Origin of the sequence: Chitinophaga polysaccharea (assembly GCF_902150045.1) — a bacterium.
Taxonomy (GTDB): Bacteria; Bacteroidota; Bacteroidia; order Chitinophagales; family Chitinophagaceae; genus Chitinophaga; species Chitinophaga polysaccharea_A.
In genome coordinates this window covers 84,183-100,903 of sequence record NZ_CABFVU010000004.1, presented here as the reverse complement: position 1 = coordinate 100,903, position 16,721 = coordinate 84,183, and the positions used below count along the sequence as shown (strand labels likewise).

Below are 16,721 nucleotides of genomic sequence, written 5' to 3'. Positions count from 1 at the left end.
CCTTGCCATTTTCAGCGCTCATATTTCTGCATCCACTGCAGGAATTTTTCCGGGTAGTCGGTATCTCCTTTTTCGCTGAAGAGCATCAGCTCCCTGTTCACTGTGAAGCCGATGTAAATAATATCCCGGTCCATATCGATGGCAATAACGGCTTCATCGTAGCCTGATTTGCCCGGCATATAACCTTCATTAAAGAGTATTTTATTTTCCACTTCTATAGGTGGCGTTACTTTTAGTCGTTCAAAAAAAGATTTACGCGCTTTGCCTACCAGTGTAGTGAGCCTGCTTTTCAGTGGCTCGGTTTCAAAAAGGCCGCTTTCCAGGGCGTATTTGCCGTTGAATTGCAGGAAACTGTTCCAGGAAGCTACCATATCTGTCTGGATAGTATCGCCACCGGCGATCATGGTATCAGTTGGCGGCAGGTTGGCCTGGTTCGCCAGCACGATGGCCCTTGCTTTCTGGGCGGGGCTGTTACAGGCGAACGCATAGAAAGTGAATGATAAAAGTGATGCAACAGGAATCCTTCTCGCAGTCATGGTTAAATTTTTAATTTTATACAACCGGGGCGAACAACAACTATCGGGCTCCACTCTCCCGGCAGTTAACAACATAGTTTTATCAGTGGAAGGTCAACAAATCAGATAATAATAGAGTTTAATGGTTTTCAATAAAGTTCCGTGCTATTTTCCTTTGAATACAGGAGCTCTTTTTTCAATAAACGCCTGCATGCCTTCCTTCTGATCTTCAGATGCAAAGAGAAGATAAAAATTTTTACGTTCAAAATGTAATCCTTCTTCCAGGCTGGTATCAAAAGCCTTTAAAACGGCTTCTTTTGCCATTTTAAGGGCCACCGGGCTCATGGCAGCCGTTTCTGTAGCCAGTTTAATGGCTTCTTTAAGAAATAGCTCTACGGGCACGATACGGTTAATGAGGCCGGCACGGAGAGCTTCTTCCGCGGTAATAAAGCGGCCGGTGAGCACCATTTCCATGGCCAGGGCCTTCCCCACTGCGCGTGTAAGGCGTTGAGTACCACCCGCCCCGGGCATAATGCCCAGCTTGATTTCCGGCTGGCCGAAGCGGGCTGTTTCGCTGGCGACGATCATATCGCAAAGCATCATGAGCTCACAACCACCGCCAAGGGCGAAGCCGCTTACAGCGGCGATAATGGGTTTCTTTATTTTTTTGACGGTATCCCAGGTACTGAACTGGTCGATATTGTACATATCTATGGCCGACTGCCCTGCCATCTGCCTGATATCGGCACCGGCAGCAAAGGCTTTCTCGTTGCCACTGAGCACTATTGCGCGTACCTCATCATCCGCATCAAGCATTTTCAGGGCATCTCTCAGCTCGCCCATAAGCTGTAAGTTCAATGCGTTCAGTTCTTTGGGCCGGTTCAATTGGATGTGGGCCACATAAGGCGCCACTTGCTGGTGTATGATAATAAATTCTGGTTGCATCTTTTAAAGTTAAAGAAATATCGTCAATACCTGTAAAACGCTGCAAAGGAATAATTCCGGGAGATTTGAATATTTTTGATGATAAGCGCAGGAGGAAATATACCCGGATAAAGTCCGGTTAAAAAATTTTAATATGATTTTTGCGTTTTACCTTGGGTCTCGCAAAGGGAAAAGGAGCAAAGGAAATTATTAAGCCTAATAAATAATCTTTGGCTCTTTGCGGGATACTTTAAATATTTCAAAATCAGCGATTTTACGGCATGAAGAAAACGATTCTACTGGCACTGGGTATACTGGCATTTGCGACCAGTGGTTTTAGTCAATATTACTTCCAGGATATTTACAATACACAGCAAACAGTGGCTACCATGGCGCTGCTGAAAGAAAACAAGGTAAAGACCCAACAGGTGCTGACGCTGGACGCCGATATGCAGCCGGACCGGGATTTCCGTTGTGAACGCACCCTGAGCCCCACTTACCGGCAGATGAAAGCGCAGACACAATCCAGCTCCACCGGTTACTCCGCCATGACCTCTACGTTTTCCACCAAAGGGCAACTGACAAAAACGGTAGACAGCTCCGGCGCCAGTATTACTACTACGTTATACCGTTATGATGAAGGCGGACGTTTGCAGTATATCAGCAGTACCTCTACAGCGCGCGACAGCAAGCTGCGTTTTGATGAAAGCCGGACCTACCGTTACGACAGTGTTGGGCATTTGCAGCAGCTGATACAGCGCAAGGGTGGGGATTCTACTATAGTGGCGTTTAAAACAGACAGCGCCGGCAATGTGATCGAAGAACTTGATAAGCGCCGCGGCACCAGGGTATATTATAACTATGACAAAGCAGGGCGGCTAACAGATGTATACCGTTATCAGCCTGCGAAAAAGCGTATGCTGCCAGACTATATCTTTGAGTATAATGCGCAGGGAAAGCTGGTGAAAATGACTACCGTGAACGCACAAACGTCGTCGTATACGATCTGGCAATATGAATATCAGCCGAATGGTTTACCTTTGAGTGAAACGTGCTATGGTAAAGGGAAGGAGTTAATGGGTATGGTGAAATATGCCTATGAGCTGAACCCTTAGATACAGTTAAAAAAAACGGAATTTGTAAAATATTTTAATTCAGTGCTAGAAAAATTTTGCAGCTTCAAAAAGATTGCTATCTTTGCAATCCCAACAAAAAAAGTTCTTAAAATAATGCGAAAGTAGCTCATTTGGTAGAGCACGACCTTGCCAAGGTCGGGGTGGCCGGTTCGAGCCCGGTCTTTCGCTCTGATTATTCCCTACAGACCCTGGTGGTGGAATTGGTAGACACGCGGGACTTAAAATCCCGTTCGCAGCAATGCGAGTGTGGGTTCAACTCCCATCTGGGGTACTTATGGAGTTTTTGGCAAAACTCAGAGAAGGCTGCTCAACAAAGAGCAGCCTTTTTTCTTTTATGCTCAAGTAGTTAGCCATTAGACTAGGGTGTATTAAGTTGGTTCTAAGTACCTCCCCGTCATATATGAGAGTAGGTTTGAACCACATCTTTAAAAGTTTCTGTTTTGCGTTTATGCCTAGCTTGTGATACAGGTTTTTCATATCGCATAAATGCGGCAAAGCCTTTTCCAGCTTAGACCAGCGCTGATTTATATCTCCCTTCAACTTTGTAATATCACTTTGAAGCAAAGACCGTTCACCGGAAAGTTTGCTGAACCACTTTTTATACGTGGAGTTCTCAATAACACCGTTGATTAATTTTTCTTCCAGATCATTAATCTTTTTATTCACTTCTGTCAGCGCCTTATCCTTATTCTTAATAACGGCTGCTCTATTCTTTAGCTGTTCATCAAACTTATCCTTTACCTTAGAAATAATAATCTGCAACTGCCTGGCAGAAAAAGACAAATTATGAAGAAGCTCGTCTACCATTTCGTGTAGCTTCTCTCCCCTATAGTTCTTCCACGGCTCATGTACGCACCGATAATATAAATAGTATTTGTTACGGCCTTTACTAAAGCCGGCAGTCAAGGCGGCACCGCAGGTACAACGCAGTATCCCACGAAGAGGCACTTCAGGGCGCGGTACCGCTCTCCCCCGGGTTCTGCCTATTATCTGTTCATTTACCTGCCAGTAAACTGCCTCACTAATGATAGGCGTATGGATAGCACGGACCATTTTTTCCGGCTCGTTATTGCCTGCCGGGACCTTCAAAAGACCTGCATAAACAGGATTCAACAAAATACGGCTAACAGCACTTTGGCTTTTCAGATTGAATCCCTGGCGGGTAACCGACTTCAGGATGCTGGCTATAGAAACACCGTACAAAAAGTCCGTAAAAATTTTCTCCACAATTTTGCTCTTAACCGGGTCGATAACTATTATAGCCTTCCCCTGTTCATCCCTGGCGTTCTTATAGCCGAATGGCGCCAAGTTTACCATACGCCCTGCTTCCAGTGCTGTACGGATACCATTTTTTGTACGTCTCCGTATATTTATTAACTCATGGTTTGCGACCATCAATTTAAATGCGCGGTTCATGAACGTCTGCGGGTCCTGCGTATCTGTATCTATATGCTCGTGTGTGGATAGAATTTTAACGCCTAAGCGGTTTTCCAGCTCCTTTATCTTTAACAGCGCCTCTGCAAGATCACGGCTGAACCTATCATAGTCGATTATGATAAGGTACTTCACCTTGCCTTTGTACTTTTTTATAAACTGTTCCAGGGCAAGCCAGTTTGGACGATCAAAGGTATCACTATGTTCACCTTCATCCTTAAATACGCTGATAAGATTCAGGTTATTGCGGGTACAATAGTCCCTTATACCTCTATCCTGATATTCGAGGCTGTATAGTGATTGGTCCTTAATGCTTATACGGATATAACCAATAGATCATAATTAAGGTGAATCAAGACATGTTTATTTGAACTACTAAAAAAAATGAAATAAAAGAAATATACCGGAAAACAATTACCAGACAGGTTTTTGCTTCATTTAATAGAAATACGACTTTATTTGCTACATGTTACTCTTAGTGTATTTAAGTTTTGTTTCAGTGAATATACGAGAAGTCTCATAGCGGGCGCTACTGTATTTACAAACGATTGTTAATATCAGAAGTTATAGAGAAATCAGAATTACCAAAACTACTATAATACAATATTATCAATGGAATATTGACTGGACGGATGAACGGCATTTATACTTCTTAATGTGAAGAATTAATTTCTCAATAACAACATTAAGTAAAGTATCCTAACTATATAAATCAGCATATTGATAATCATCCCAAAAAACATCTTGTCATACAATAAACGGCCATTCGTCGAAAATTTCTGGCATTTGGTCGAACGATATTTCTCCCTATCTTTTTTTGAGGTAGAATGGAGCCATAATTTATAAGAACCCAAAGTTCTGGCAAGATTGTCAAATTAACCCGACTCTGCAATGTTTTTTCTTTAATAACTTAAATCAAAATTGTATGAAATTCGAAAATCTGAATTCAAAAATCTTTAAGCCCCTGGCAAAAGAACAATTGATTGCTATCAAAGGCGGCACAGACACTTTTACAAGGACTGCGAGCAGAAAAACCAGAAAAGAAGATAGCAGCAGAGAAGCTGATTGATTTGGTTAAGTCCTTGGGAGCTGTTTAGGTAAGTAATAATTCCTAAACAGCTCCCAATTCATTCTACTGAACTATATTATAGATGAAAATAAGACTTTAGGCACTTATTTCATTGAGGGATATGAGTAAAACTCTTTAAATGAAGCTACTTCCATTGATTATATGTACATGGATATCATCACTATGTCTTGGTCAAACCCCTGAAGGATATTATCTTCTAAAAAAAGCAGACTCGCTATTAAGCCAAAAAGAGTACCAACAGGCATCTGCAGTATACACTACAATCATTAATTCTCAACTTTGGAAAATAAGTGAAATCGACTATTATAACCTCTGCAAGGCTTCCGCCTTATCCGGTAATAAGGATTCTGCCTTTTCCATCCTAGAGATATTAGCCACAAAACTGAAATATTATGATTTAAAACAACTTTCACAAGATGATTCCTTTTCGAAGATGCACAAAGATTCCAGGTGGAAGAGGATACTCAACTTAGTATCAGAAAATAAGTTATCGGCTCAAAGAAAAAAAAACCTGAAACTGGAAAAAATGCTGGTAAAGGTTTTTGACGATGATCAAAAGGCTAGAGAAAACTATTCCAACATATCAAATTCTAAGGGCTTTAACTCGCCGGAAGCAGACTCTGTTGGCATGCTCTTAGACAAAGTTGATAGTATCAATTTGACTATAGTTGAAGGTGTACTTGATAATTATGGATGGTTAGGAAAAGAAGTGGTATCTGAAAAAGGTACCAACGCATTATGGCTTATAATTGATCATGCAGAGCCCGCTATTCAAAAAAAGTATATCGGGATAATGAAGAAGGCTATTGGAGAAGGGACATTGGAAGGAAAATATTTGGCTTTGGTTGAAGATAGAATTGCTCTTGATAGCGGAAAACAACAAATTTATGGAACGCAGTATACATTAAATGAAAAAAGTAATGTTAATGAATTACTTCCTGTTATCGACATCGAGCATATTGATATCAGAAGGGCCAAAGTAGGATTAACACCACTCAGGGAATACTTAAAAGAAAACCAAATAACTATTTATCCTAAATCTTACCGATGATTTTGATTCTAAGCAGGGGAAAATCAGAAACGACTACAGAGATCGTCATAGACTGGATAATGCGATTAGGGGGAAATTATATCCGGGTAAATGGAGATGATATTTCCGAGAAAGACAATCCTTATGGAATAAATATAAGTAACGAATTCTCGAAGTTTAATATTTCAGGAGAGGGGATCGATTATGACAGTTTAACAAGTGATAATAAAATAAACGTCGTTTGGTATCGAAAATGGATCATACCGTATGGTGCAGAATATTTGAAACTAATTGGAGATGGTGATTTAGCTGCAAAGGTGCAATTTCATCTGAGCGGGGAAGCCAATGGTGCTAGCTATGGGTTATATAGTCAATTCCTTAACGCAAAATGGCTCGATAACCCATTAATAATCCGAAGTCTACAGAAGCCAATAATACTAAAAATAGCAAATGAACTAGGATTAAATGTTCCGGCTACCTTAATTACTAATAACATCAAAGAATTAAAGGGGTTCTTGAAGTTGCATAGCAGAATCGTTACCAAGTGTATCACAGACGGCATCTTTCTTACAGTAAATGGTATAGATTATGGGATGTACACGAAGGAGATCACCTGGCTGGAAATAGGAGAACTAAAGACTGAATATTTTTACCCATCCCTTTTCCAGGAACTGCTGGATAAAATGTACGAATTGAGGATTTTCTATCTCAATGGAAAAGTTTATTCAATGGCAATCTTTTCACAAAATGATCCTCAGACAGCCATCGATTTCAGGAAATATAATCTACGAAATCCGAACAGATACGTTCCTTATAAACTCCCGGAGGAAATTGAACAGAAACTACGCCTGCTGATGAAAAAACTAGACCTTAAGTGTGGTTCAATAGATATTGTAAGAAAAAAAGACGGAGCATATTACTTCCTGGAAGTAAATCCTCTGGGACAATTTGGTATGGTATCGGGTCCATGTAATTATTATCTGGAAAAAGAAGTAGCAAAATACTTGATTAAAAATGATAAATGAAATAAAATCAGGATTTAAACATGAAATTCCTTTAACTGAATTTCTGCCAGAGATGAAGATGCCGTTTAACTATCACTACTTTGATGCTTTTGATGCAAATAGCATTGACGACGATGACCTTGTTGAATGGCGAGAACTAGATACAGATTTTGCCCGATCTGAAGTAATATTGGCGTCTCAGTTCTATAAGCAGATTTCAAAGCTTCATTGAATATTAAATCTAAATCATGGAAGACATTGTAAAACTTTTTGCTTGTTGTATTCCCGTAAAGGGGCATATCAGAAGTATTATTTGTGATATACAACGCATGAAATATGATTTCATACCAAATACGCTGTACGAAATCCTGATTATCCATGAGAACAAATCACTTGCTTACATAAAAGAATATTATGGAAATGAGCATGATGAAACCATAGAGCAATACTTTGCTTTCTTACTGGAAAGTGAGTATGCCTTTATATGCCAGGAAAAAGATATTACCAGATTCCCCAAGTTAGATCTTTCATGGCAATCACCATCTCTGATCACTAATAGTATCATTGATCTGCCCGAAGAACAGCTCAACCTGGATTTTCACGGCATTTCAAAACAATTGGACGAGCTAGGTTGCAATGCGTTGCAAATAAGGTGTTATAAAGATATTAAACTAGAGAATGTAGCCGAAATTCTAAAAGCATTTTCGCGGAGTCGTTTGAGACACATTGATGTATTACTCAAATTTAATTCAGGTTATACTTCCGATGATTATGAACCGCTATTCGCAGACAACCCGAGGTTATTTTTCCTGACCTTACACTCTGCAAACGAAAATACCATCTTTTCTCCCCAAGGGACTACACTATGTATTCACCTGACTACAAAGAAAATTTCTTCTGCTGCTGATTGTGGTTGCATCAACCCTTCTTATTTTTCTCCTAATATTGCAACCTTCACAGAAGCTCAAAATCATAATACTTGTCTGAATAGAAAAATTTCTATTGATTCATCCGGCAATATTAAAAATTGTCCTAGCATGAATGAAAACTATGGCAACATCAGAAATACAACTTTAAAGAGCGTAGCAGAATCCAAAAAATTCAAAGAACTATGGAATCTTAATAAGGATAAGGTTTCTGTTTGCCAGGATTGTGAGTTCAGGTATATCTGTACAGACTGCAGGGTATTCAAAACAGATGATACCGACATTTACAGTAAGCCTGCAAAATGTAGCTATGATCCTTATACGGCCACCTGGGCTGATTAATAGAATACACAATGCCGAAACGCTAATTAAAAGCTTGTAATCGATGGCATTCCCAACATATAGACAATTAGATTTCATGGACTGCGGTCCGACCTGTTTGAGAATGATAGCTAAATATTATGGAAGAAATTATGATTTAGCATTTTTACGCAGTATTTCATTTATCTCCAGAGAGGGAGTCAGCCTCTTAGGCATTAGCGACGCTGCCGAAAAAATTGGATTTCGTACTTTCGGCACCAAGACAACTTTTGAACAATTAATAAATGAGGCACCTACTCCCTGTATTCTTCACTGGAAACAAAACCATTTTGTCGTGCTCCCACCACAGCGAGCCAAAAGAGGTAGGTCAAACAATAGCATCTTAATCGCTGATCCAGCTCATGGACTTGTCGAAGTGGACCAGGCAACTTTCATCCGTTTTTGGGTCAGTAAAGGTGGCGAAGAAGGCATAGCCTTATTCCTGGAGCCAACTGATGCCTTCTATCAGGAGAATGACAACTCTAAACAGGAGCAGAAAAATGGATTTTTGTTTCTATTGAATTATCTACGCCCTTATAAAAAATACTTAATTCAGGTCGTAATAAGCTTGCTGATGGCAAGTATATTGTCATTAATTCTCCCTTTCCTAACGCAGGGGCTTGTCGACTATGGAATAAATCATCAAGACATTGGCTTTGTAAACCTAATCCTGCTGTCTCAATTGGTACTCTTTGGTGGCAATACAACCATTGAAATTATACGAAACAGGTTGTTATTGCAGATAAATAGCCGTATAAATGTAAGTATACTGGGTGATTTCTTAACTAAGTTGATGAAACTACCGGTCCGCTTTTTTGATACAAAGCTTATCGGCGATTTACACCAACGAATCGCGGACCATCAGCGCATACAGGATTTTCTTACAGGCCCCACCTTGAATGTGGCCTTCTCTTTTGTGAATTTCATTGTTTTCATGGCTGTACTGTCCTTATATGACCTGAAGATAGCCTCAGTTTTTTTAACATTTAGTTTGGCATCTTTACTTTGGATCCTGTTTTTTTCCAGCAAGCGAAAGGATTTAGACTACAAAAGGTTTCAGCGAATGTCTGAACATGAAAATGCTATTTTTGAATTAATTACAGGAGTCAAGGAGATAAAACTGAATAATTGTGAAACTATTAAAAGATGGCAATGGGAGAAAATACAAGCACAACTCTTTAAAATCAATATAAAAAGCTTGACACTTGGACAATATCAACAAATGGGCTCATCCTTTTTTAACCAGCTAAAAAATATACTTATCTCGTTTATGAGTGCAAAGGAAGTGATTGATGGCAATATGAGTTTAGGTATGATGTTATCGATCAGCTATATTATAGGACAAATGAACGGACCACTCGAACAATTACTTGAATTTATTCACGATGCCCAGGATGCTAAACTAAGCTTGGATAGATTAAGCGAGATTCACGGTAGAAATGAGGAGACAAAGGGAGAATATGGGATTGGACTGGAATTAGATACTGGCGAGGTACAGGATATTTCATTTGCAAATGTTTCTTTCAAATATGATGAAACCTCTCCAAATTACATTCTGAGAGACATAAGGCTTACCATTCCCGCAGGTAAAATCACCGCGATTGTAGGAACCAGTGGTAGTGGGAAATCTACACTTTTAAAATTATTACTGAAATTCTATGAGCCAAGCGATGGAGCCATATTGGTGGGAAGATCAGACCTGAAGAATATTTCGCCATCTTCCTGGCGTAGCCGCTGTGGAACCGTAATGCAGGAGGGATTCATATTTTCTGATTCCATTATAAATAATATATCAATAAGTGATGAGCATACTGATAGGCAAAAAGTACATCATGCAGTTTCCGTTGCAAACATTCAAGAATATATCGAGGAACTGCCATTAGGATATCAAACAAAGATTGGCAATAGTGGCAATGGTATCAGTTCAGGTCAAAGCCAAAGGATACAGATTGCAAGAGCAGTATATAAGGACCCAAAATATCTTTTTTTTGATGAGGCTACTAGTGCTTTGGATGCCAATAACGAAAGAACTATAATGAAGAATCTGGATAGTTACTTTGAAGGGAGAACAGTTTTTGTAATTGCACATCGGCTGAGTACTGTAAAAAATGCTCATCAGATTGTTGTCTTGGAGAAAGGGGAAATTGTTGAAGTGGGAACCCATGAACAATTAACTCATAAAAAAGGATATTATTATGAACTAGTCAAAAATCAATTAGAACTTGGAACTTGATTTAATATTTACTAATAACTTATTATGAATGGGCAATCTGTCGATAATAAACATGTTCCCGAAATGAGTGATATGGCCTATGTGGCACCTGTAATGGGTGATGGGAATAGTGAGGAAGTTGGGGACATAATGGGAAAAATGCCTTCATGGGCAAGCCGTTGGGGTATCACCGTAACTAGTATTTTGCTTCTTGTAGTACTGACTTCGACCTATTTCATACATTTTCCGGAGACGCTAGATGCAAAAGTTATTGTTTCATCAAGTGCACCTCCTATAAGGATGGTGTCAAGGGCAAGCGCTCCTATACAAAAATTATTGGTTGGAAACAATGAGCTGGTTAAGGAGGGAGACATCTTATGTGTTTTATCGAATTCCAGCAAGTACGGTGACGTTGAATTAGTTGCTAAATACGCAACACTCATTGATACCTCTATAACACCCTTTGAAATAAAAGATAAACTTCTTATTCCTTCAGGGCTCCAGCTTGGAGAGCTACAGACCCAATATACGGAGCTACTACAATCCATACAGCAATATAAATTTTTCTTATCTCAAAATACTTATAAGGCTAAAGTTGAGTATCTGGTTTCACAATCGAAGCTGCAAACACGTCTTATTAGGGAATTAGAGAAGAAAAGTCATATGCTTAAGGAGCAGTTGGATTTGCGCCATGAACATTTTGAGATTGACTCAGGTTTGGCTTTAGAAAAAGTGATCTCCCGACTTGACTATGATGAAACGAGAAGGAAATTTATTGATGAAAAAATTAATACGGAAGGAAATGATATCAATATTCTGGAAAATATGCTATTAGAAAGGGAGTATAAAAAGAATATCTCAGAAACTATGTTGGAATTGCAGGGGAAGGATAATGAACTGCAGCAAAAAATCAGAGACGCAGCGAAGAAATTCAGAGGATTATACGCAGTTTGGCAACAAAATTATATATTTAAGAGCCCTATCGCCGGTCGGGTTGTACTTTTCAATTATTGGAAAGAAAACCAATTTGTACAAACGGGTGAGAATGTTCTTACGGTTATTCCACAAATGTCAAAATATATTGTAAAAGGTAGTGTTGGAATGATCGGGGCTGGCAAAGTAAAAAATGGGCAAAAGGTATTAATAAAATTGTACGCATATCCATATAAAGAGTATGGAGTATTAATTGGAAGCGTAAATTCGATATCTACGGTTTCAATGGATAGCTCTTTTGCACTTGAAATCAGTCTGAAGAGGGGGTTAACGACAAATCTCAATAAGAAGATATCGGAGTATCACCAATTGGAAGGTATGGGGGAGATCCTTCTGGATGATAAGAGTATTTTTGAAAGGCTTTTTGAAAATATATTCGGATCATGGAGAAAGTATGTATAGTATATATTCGGCGGTAAAATTCAAGTCCTACACAAATTAGAATTTACATATAACATATAGCCGGCACCCCAGCGCAAAATAAGTACACATACAGGTGATAGGTTTTATCATCCTGCTTAGGAGAACGGAAGAACCAAAGTCGAAAAGCTATCACCCAATGTACTAGAATTTGAATGATTAAAATAGAAAGGTCGAGAGGGTCTGTCACCAATATCCAGAAGGATTTCTGAGAAAGCATAGCCGCCATGAAGAGAAAGGGCAGTAAAAATAGGTATTCAACTACCATCATGTTTCGGCCTGTATTATCGCCGATTGCCAAAGGAAGTGTTTTTCTGCCCATTTGACGATCCCCATCAATATCGCGGAAATCCTGAATAGGGAGAGCAAAACCAGCCCAAAGGCTTATTAAGCTCCAGTATAAAATGACGTTCATTTCTACTCCCTCTCCGGGAGAGGCGATCTCCCACTGGGCCGCTAAAAGTAAAAATGTACCAATCGTCATTCCAACCAGGTTCTTCGTGATCCAGTGATTGCTACCTCCGAAAATATTGAGAAAATATGTAACTGCCTGCCACGCAACTGAAATCCAAAAGATATTAAGTGCAGCAGCAAAACCAAGGAATAGCGTGCTGTAGACAATTATTCTTATCCAGGTCTGCCTCCGGGTAAGCAGACCCGAAGGAAGCGGGCGATATGGCTTATTTACGCTGTCCTCCTCAACAGAGTTGACCTGATTGAGCATACAAAATGTCAGGATATATAAGATAGCATAAATGAATGAATTCACCAGGTGGAATGGCAGCATTCCAAGCCTATTATCGCAAAAAAACCAGGAAGTAAAAAATGCTATCAACGATGGAGCAATTGTGTCCTTTATATCGTTGTTGATGAATTTCCAGATTATTCTTAACTTGTGTAGGGGGATACCCAGGTATCGGATACGCTGTAATATCTCTCCAGGTTACCGTTGCGACTCTTCGACATTCTCATCCACCAACATAATAAAATACTGTTGGGAGTTTTGGAATAATATACCAATCAGAAATCGCATAACGGTATCTGGTATGGGTCCGAAGAAAAAACAACATTTACAGTCCAGGTAACACGAGGTGCCGCACCCGAAATTCCCGTAACTTCTAAATCTGGGTCCGTACCAGAATATCGCCAGTACCATCATAATCAAATGTAACCGGCTCTAGAACCGTACCGCCGTTAACTGTACCCGCCTTTTGATCATCCTTTATAGGTTGAAGTTGATCTTTTTTACCACAGGAAAACAAGAGGCAGGCAAACGTCAGCGTCGCTAGATAAATGAAAAATCTGTTTTTACAGAACATGGGAAGAAGATTTAAGTTAACAATAAGGGCTTAATAACTGGGTTTAACATATTATTTATTCCAATTTAAGACATTTTACGGGCATTCCTCTCTGTAGCGCATTGCGTCCTATTGCTGTGTGGTCATAAAGATAATAGACAACCTTATTTATCATATGCCGATGTTGTTTTGCCCATAGCTTACACGCATCTATAAGGCTTAAGGGCTGTAGCACAAACGTGCTTCTGGCCATGTTAAGGGTAGGATATTGCTCTGTTGGTAGCTGTGCTATCTGTGCGGTGAGAATAGAGGAAATACTGGCCTGATAATCAGGCACTATTATAAGGGGTTTAAGTATATCAAGGTCATTGCTGTAGGAGTACTTATGGTTGTCACCAAATGAAGGATAAAAGCAATTCTTTGTTTTGTGAATGGCAGGGCCATTATACCAACTGATAACATTCTCCCATTTCAAAGGGGGAATTATTGGCGTATCCCAACCTGGTAAGGGTTTCCCAATAATGAAGTAATACGAGCGATACTCAATGAGGGAAAGAAAGAATCCTCCAAACAGATCATATCGAAAAAGAATAAGTCTAAACTGAGAAGGTAAAATGAAACATGGTGAACAAAGTATCGATTCGATCGCAATGCAGCAAATAGACTATCTGCGGCAGCATGGGTTTGTAAGTGAGCATCAACACATGCCATACTACAATTTACGCTACGAAAATATGGCTAAGGCTTGCTTATACATGCTTCTAAAGCCGGCAGTGTCGGCTGCGGTCGGCTCAGCGGCGTTGCTGCCGGCGGCCCAGCTCTTTTTGTAAGCGCGGGCGAACTGCTCGATGTCTGGCACGTCCATATGGATTTTCAGCTTTGGCATGTCGATACGACCACCCACAAAGAGTCCGCGGGCCTGTAGGCGGTCCATCAGCATGTAAAGGCTATCAGCCAGGTTGTTGAACGCGAGAAACAACCGGAGTTTACCGGTGCCATTTTCCACTTTCTGAACAACTCCGGAAATCAGCCTGTCGTACTCTTGCGGCCACTTCCCCGCGTCCGCCTGCAGGCCGGAAAAATTGAAGTTGACGCCAGATTGTCCGTTCGCACTTTCCTTCCTGAATACCATGTAGGCGGCATGTTTGACTGCCAATGGGAAGTTGGTTTTCTGTATCTCCTGGATTACTTCCTGCATGTTTACTTTCGTGCGCTTGTATAGGACAATTGGCTTTTCGCTATAATAATTTTTCATAGAAAAGTCATTTTGGGGTTCTTAAAATACCGGTAAAGCTCCTTCCCGTTTTCACTGGTAGTTGTCTGCCGGTTTACCGGGGCGATAATCGTCTTCTTTGCATAATTTACAAAGTCGGCAGTTACCTATTTATTTTTATTCAATTGTCTCTTCTCACAGAAATATATATATAAAAGCTTCCAATTATCGCTAAAACAGCTCCTAAAATAAAGGGGGCTCCACTATAAGAAATCGGCGACTGGGGAGAGGTAAAATAGGCAAATATCCAGGTCATCAGCAATGGTCCAAAAATAGAGGTTAAACTGAAGACACTGATGAGTCCACCCTGTAACAATCCCTGTTTATTATTGGGGACTTTTGAGGAAATTATGGCTTGGAGTATCGGAGATGCCAATCCTCCCAGGGCATAGATCACTATAACGACAAACACCATCCAGCCCTTATTGACTATCCCAAACAGGAGCATACTTATACAAAAGAATGCCAGGAAAATGATCACCGATCTCTTCTGTCCTAATTTATTAATGAAAACACCTGTCAGTCCTCCCTGAAAAATGACCATCAATAGTCCCAGAAACCCCATTGAATAGCCTATCATATCTTCTTTCCAGCCAAACCTATCCATTACATACACGCTCCAGGAACTTTGTATGGAGTGTCCCGCCAAAGCAATAAGAATAAAAGCAACAATAAATGATGGCGCCAATATTTCTTTATTCAGGCTTTTCATTACTCCAATGGGATTGGCCGTTTTCCAGGAAAATGGACGGCGGTTATTTTCTGACAACGATTCAGGGACTACCCAAAAACCATATATAAGATTAAATACGCTTAACGCGGAAGCGGCATAAAAAGGAATTCTTTCTCCGTATTGCCCAAGTGCCCCTCCTATGACTGGCCCCAAAATCATTCCTACTCCAGCCACCGCACTCATAATGCCAAAATACTGCCCTCTTCTTTCAGGAAGGCTGACATCTGAAATATATGCCGCTGCCGTTGTAATACTGGACCCCATAATTCCGTTGATGATTCTGCCTAAAAACAACCATCCAATATCCGGAGCCAATGCAAGAATAAGATAATCTATTCCGAGCCCCAATAATGAGCATAAAAGTACGGGTCTGCGTCCAAATCTATCACTTAGACCGCCCAAAACAGGAGCGAACAGAAACTGCATTAAAGCATATACGGACATAAACCATCCAATATACCGGGCGGTGATACTTATATTGTCCGCATTTGACAGTTTTGTAATCAAGGCTGGCAATACAGGTGCAATGATTCCATTTCCTATGATGTCTATCAGGACTGTAATATAGATAAAGACCAGGGCGTGTTCATTTTTTTTAAGCATAAGGATATCCTTGCTTTATGAGTAATACGATCATTTATCATTTAGCTGTTGCGGCATGCATAAGTCCTTTGATTACCTGCGACAGATAGTTGAAATTCTGGTTGATAAAGAAATGGTCTCCGCTAACAATCTGACATCTAAAGGCTGCTTCTGTATAGTTGGCCCAGTTTCTTATATTCAGCGCATATTTTTCACTTTTCCCCATGACGGCATAAATGGGCGTTTTTATCTTTATATCGGGTATCTGATTACTTTGATTTTCCAGAAGCCGGAAATCCCCTCTCAATATAGGATCAAAAAAGTCTAATAATTCTTCATATTGCATCATCGTATCGGAAATTCCGCCTAATTTTCTCACTTCAGCAAAAAATTCCGTTTTGGGAAGATCTGCAATAGGAATTGTCTCTTTTACTCCAGGGCCTGGATGTCCGGTGGCAACAAAATGCATAGGTGCATCACTTTCTTTTTCCATGGCATAACAAACTTCAAAACCTAATATGGCTCCCATACTGTGGCCATAGATCAAATACGGAACATCTTTCTGTCTGACGCGCTGTATCTGTTCCAATACATCCGCGATGGCTTCCTGCTTATTTTTTAAAAGAGGTTCTGACATTCGATCTCCTCTTCCGGGAAGTTCCGGGGTTTCTACCTGGAAATGGGATTGTAATCTTTCTATTAAATAACGAAAGGAATGCTTATCTCCACCAGCATAGTGTAATAAAAAGATCTGAGGTTTTGATGATGTTGTTCTGTTCATAATTTCTTCT

Annotated in this window: 15 protein-coding genes and 2 tRNA genes; 10 read left to right on the top strand and 7 right to left on the bottom strand. The window is 40.0% G+C overall.

Features of this window, described 5'->3' with window-relative positions:
• Nucleotides 1-11: 11 nt before the first annotated feature.
• Both FN124_RS25100 and FN124_RS25095 read right to left on the bottom strand, forming a co-directional pair.
• Complete coding sequence (locus tag FN124_RS25100) at nucleotides 12-536, bottom strand: Ivy family c-type lysozyme inhibitor (RefSeq protein WP_142687550.1); 525 nt, start codon at nucleotides 534-536, stop codon at nucleotides 12-14.
• 144 nt (nucleotides 537-680) lie between these two features.
• Nucleotides 681-1,460 (bottom strand): enoyl-CoA hydratase-related protein, encoded by a 780-nt coding sequence (locus FN124_RS25095; RefSeq protein ID WP_142687549.1) that lies wholly within the window; start codon nucleotides 1,458-1,460, stop codon nucleotides 681-683.
• Nucleotides 1,461-1,720: 260 nt separating this feature from the next.
• Between FN124_RS25095 and FN124_RS25090 the strand changes: the two genes are divergently transcribed.
• From FN124_RS25090 to FN124_RS25080, 3 genes are all read left to right on the top strand, one after another.
• A complete protein-coding gene (locus FN124_RS25090; RefSeq protein ID WP_142687548.1) occupies nucleotides 1,721-2,554 on the top strand; it encodes an RHS repeat domain-containing protein in 834 nt (277 codons plus the stop codon).
• A 116-nt stretch (nucleotides 2,555-2,670) separates the two neighbouring features.
• A tRNA-Gly gene (locus FN124_RS25085) sits at nucleotides 2,671-2,743 on the top strand.
• A gap of 17 nt (nucleotides 2,744-2,760) precedes the next feature.
• Nucleotides 2,761-2,846: transfer RNA gene (locus FN124_RS25080), tRNA-Leu, on the top strand.
• On the opposite strand, the gene FN124_RS25075 is transcribed toward FN124_RS25080, so the two are convergent.
• Nucleotides 2,828-4,333: a recombinase family protein gene (locus FN124_RS25075; RefSeq protein ID WP_260607600.1), complete on the bottom strand. Its 1,506-nt coding sequence runs from the start codon at nucleotides 4,331-4,333 to the stop codon at nucleotides 2,828-2,830. The genes FN124_RS25080 and FN124_RS25075 overlap by 19 nt on opposite strands.
• Before the next feature lie 601 nt (nucleotides 4,334-4,934).
• Between FN124_RS25075 and FN124_RS30980 the strand changes: the two genes are divergently transcribed.
• The 7 genes from FN124_RS30980 to FN124_RS25045 all read left to right on the top strand — a co-directional run bounded on the left by FN124_RS30980 (nucleotide 4,935) and on the right by FN124_RS25045 (nucleotide 12,026).
• A complete protein-coding gene (locus tag FN124_RS30980; protein ID WP_185937367.1) occupies nucleotides 4,935-5,078 on the top strand; it encodes a hypothetical protein in 144 nt (47 codons plus the stop codon).
• Between the two features lie 139 nt (nucleotides 5,079-5,217).
• Nucleotides 5,218-6,150 carry a DUF6624 domain-containing protein gene (locus tag FN124_RS25070; protein WP_142687546.1) on the top strand — a complete coding sequence of 311 codons (933 nt, stop codon included), beginning with the start codon at nucleotides 5,218-5,220 and terminating at the stop codon, nucleotides 6,148-6,150.
• Complete coding sequence (gene gwsG, locus FN124_RS25065; protein ID WP_142687545.1) at nucleotides 6,147-7,154, top strand: grasp-with-spasm system ATP-grasp peptide maturase; 1,008 nt, start codon at nucleotides 6,147-6,149, stop codon at nucleotides 7,152-7,154. Before FN124_RS25070 ends, gwsG begins: the two co-directional genes overlap by 4 nt.
• Nucleotides 7,144-7,365, top strand: a complete 222-nt coding sequence (locus FN124_RS25060; protein ID WP_142687544.1) for a hypothetical protein — start codon at nucleotides 7,144-7,146, stop codon at nucleotides 7,363-7,365. The genes gwsG and FN124_RS25060 overlap by 11 nt, the downstream gene beginning before the upstream one ends.
• A gap of 16 nt (nucleotides 7,366-7,381) precedes the next feature.
• Nucleotides 7,382-8,401 (top strand): grasp-with-spasm system SPASM domain peptide maturase, encoded by a 1,020-nt coding sequence (gwsS, locus tag FN124_RS25055; RefSeq protein ID WP_142687543.1) that lies wholly within the window; start codon nucleotides 7,382-7,384, stop codon nucleotides 8,399-8,401.
• Between the two features lie 43 nt (nucleotides 8,402-8,444).
• The gene (locus FN124_RS25050) at nucleotides 8,445-10,652 is read left to right on the top strand and encodes a peptidase domain-containing ABC transporter (RefSeq protein ID WP_142687542.1); all 2,208 of its coding nucleotides are present in this window, start codon (nucleotides 8,445-8,447) and stop codon (nucleotides 10,650-10,652) included.
• Nucleotides 10,653-10,676: 24 nt separating this feature from the next.
• Nucleotides 10,677-12,026 carry an HlyD family secretion protein gene (locus tag FN124_RS25045; RefSeq protein WP_142687541.1) on the top strand — a complete coding sequence of 450 codons (1,350 nt, stop codon included), beginning with the start codon at nucleotides 10,677-10,679 and terminating at the stop codon, nucleotides 12,024-12,026.
• A gap of 43 nt (nucleotides 12,027-12,069) precedes the next feature.
• Here the strand turns inward: FN124_RS25045 and FN124_RS25040 are convergent, their stop codons facing one another.
• From FN124_RS25040 to FN124_RS25025, 4 genes are all read right to left on the bottom strand, one after another.
• On the bottom strand, nucleotides 12,070-12,831 hold the full coding sequence (locus tag FN124_RS25040; protein WP_142687540.1) for a UbiA family prenyltransferase: 762 nt from the start codon (nucleotides 12,829-12,831) through the stop codon (nucleotides 12,070-12,072).
• A 1,235-nt stretch (nucleotides 12,832-14,066) separates the two neighbouring features.
• Entirely contained in the window at nucleotides 14,067-14,597 is a 531-nt protein-coding gene (locus FN124_RS25035) for a hypothetical protein (RefSeq protein ID WP_142687539.1), read from the bottom strand.
• 139 nt (nucleotides 14,598-14,736) lie between these two features.
• Nucleotides 14,737-15,951 carry a TCR/Tet family MFS transporter gene (locus tag FN124_RS25030; RefSeq protein ID WP_142687538.1) on the bottom strand — a complete coding sequence of 405 codons (1,215 nt, stop codon included), beginning with the start codon at nucleotides 15,949-15,951 and terminating at the stop codon, nucleotides 14,737-14,739.
• 37 nt (nucleotides 15,952-15,988) lie between these two features.
• On the bottom strand, nucleotides 15,989-16,711 hold the full coding sequence (locus FN124_RS25025; RefSeq protein WP_185937366.1) for a thioesterase II family protein: 723 nt from the start codon (nucleotides 16,709-16,711) through the stop codon (nucleotides 15,989-15,991).
• Nucleotides 16,712-16,721 lie beyond the last annotated feature (10 nt).

Excerpts from the sequence above, each read along its gene's own strand:
- gwsG (WP_142687545.1), top strand. The coding sequence starts at position 6,147 with ATGATTTTGATTCTAAGCAGGGGAAAATCAGAAACGACTACAGAGATC.
- FN124_RS30980 (WP_185937367.1), top strand. The coding sequence starts at position 4,935 with ATGAAATTCGAAAATCTGAATTCAAAAATCTTTAAGCCCCTGGCAAAA.
- FN124_RS25095 (WP_142687549.1), bottom strand. The coding sequence starts at position 1,460 with ATGCAACCAGAATTTATTATCATACACCAGCAAGTGGCGCCTTATGTG.
- FN124_RS25040 (WP_142687540.1), bottom strand. The coding sequence starts at position 12,831 with ATGCTGCCATTCCACCTGGTGAATTCATTCATTTATGCTATCTTATAT.
- gwsS (WP_142687543.1), top strand. The coding sequence starts at position 7,382 with ATGGAAGACATTGTAAAACTTTTTGCTTGTTGTATTCCCGTAAAGGGG.
- FN124_RS25045 (WP_142687541.1), top strand. The coding sequence starts at position 10,677 with ATGAATGGGCAATCTGTCGATAATAAACATGTTCCCGAAATGAGTGAT.
- FN124_RS25090 (WP_142687548.1), top strand. The coding sequence starts at position 1,721 with ATGAAGAAAACGATTCTACTGGCACTGGGTATACTGGCATTTGCGACC.
- FN124_RS25050 (WP_142687542.1), top strand. The coding sequence starts at position 8,445 with ATGGCATTCCCAACATATAGACAATTAGATTTCATGGACTGCGGTCCG.
- FN124_RS25060 (WP_142687544.1), top strand. The coding sequence starts at position 7,144 with ATGATAAATGAAATAAAATCAGGATTTAAACATGAAATTCCTTTAACT.
- FN124_RS25100 (WP_142687550.1), bottom strand. The coding sequence starts at position 536 with ATGACTGCGAGAAGGATTCCTGTTGCATCACTTTTATCATTCACTTTC.
- FN124_RS25070 (WP_142687546.1), top strand. The coding sequence starts at position 5,218 with ATGAAGCTACTTCCATTGATTATATGTACATGGATATCATCACTATGT.
- FN124_RS25030 (WP_142687538.1), bottom strand. The coding sequence starts at position 15,951 with ATGCTTAAAAAAAATGAACACGCCCTGGTCTTTATCTATATTACAGTC.
- FN124_RS25035 (WP_142687539.1), bottom strand. The coding sequence starts at position 14,597 with ATGAAAAATTATTATAGCGAAAAGCCAATTGTCCTATACAAGCGCACG.
- FN124_RS25025 (WP_185937366.1), bottom strand. The coding sequence starts at position 16,711 with ATGAACAGAACAACATCATCAAAACCTCAGATCTTTTTATTACACTAT.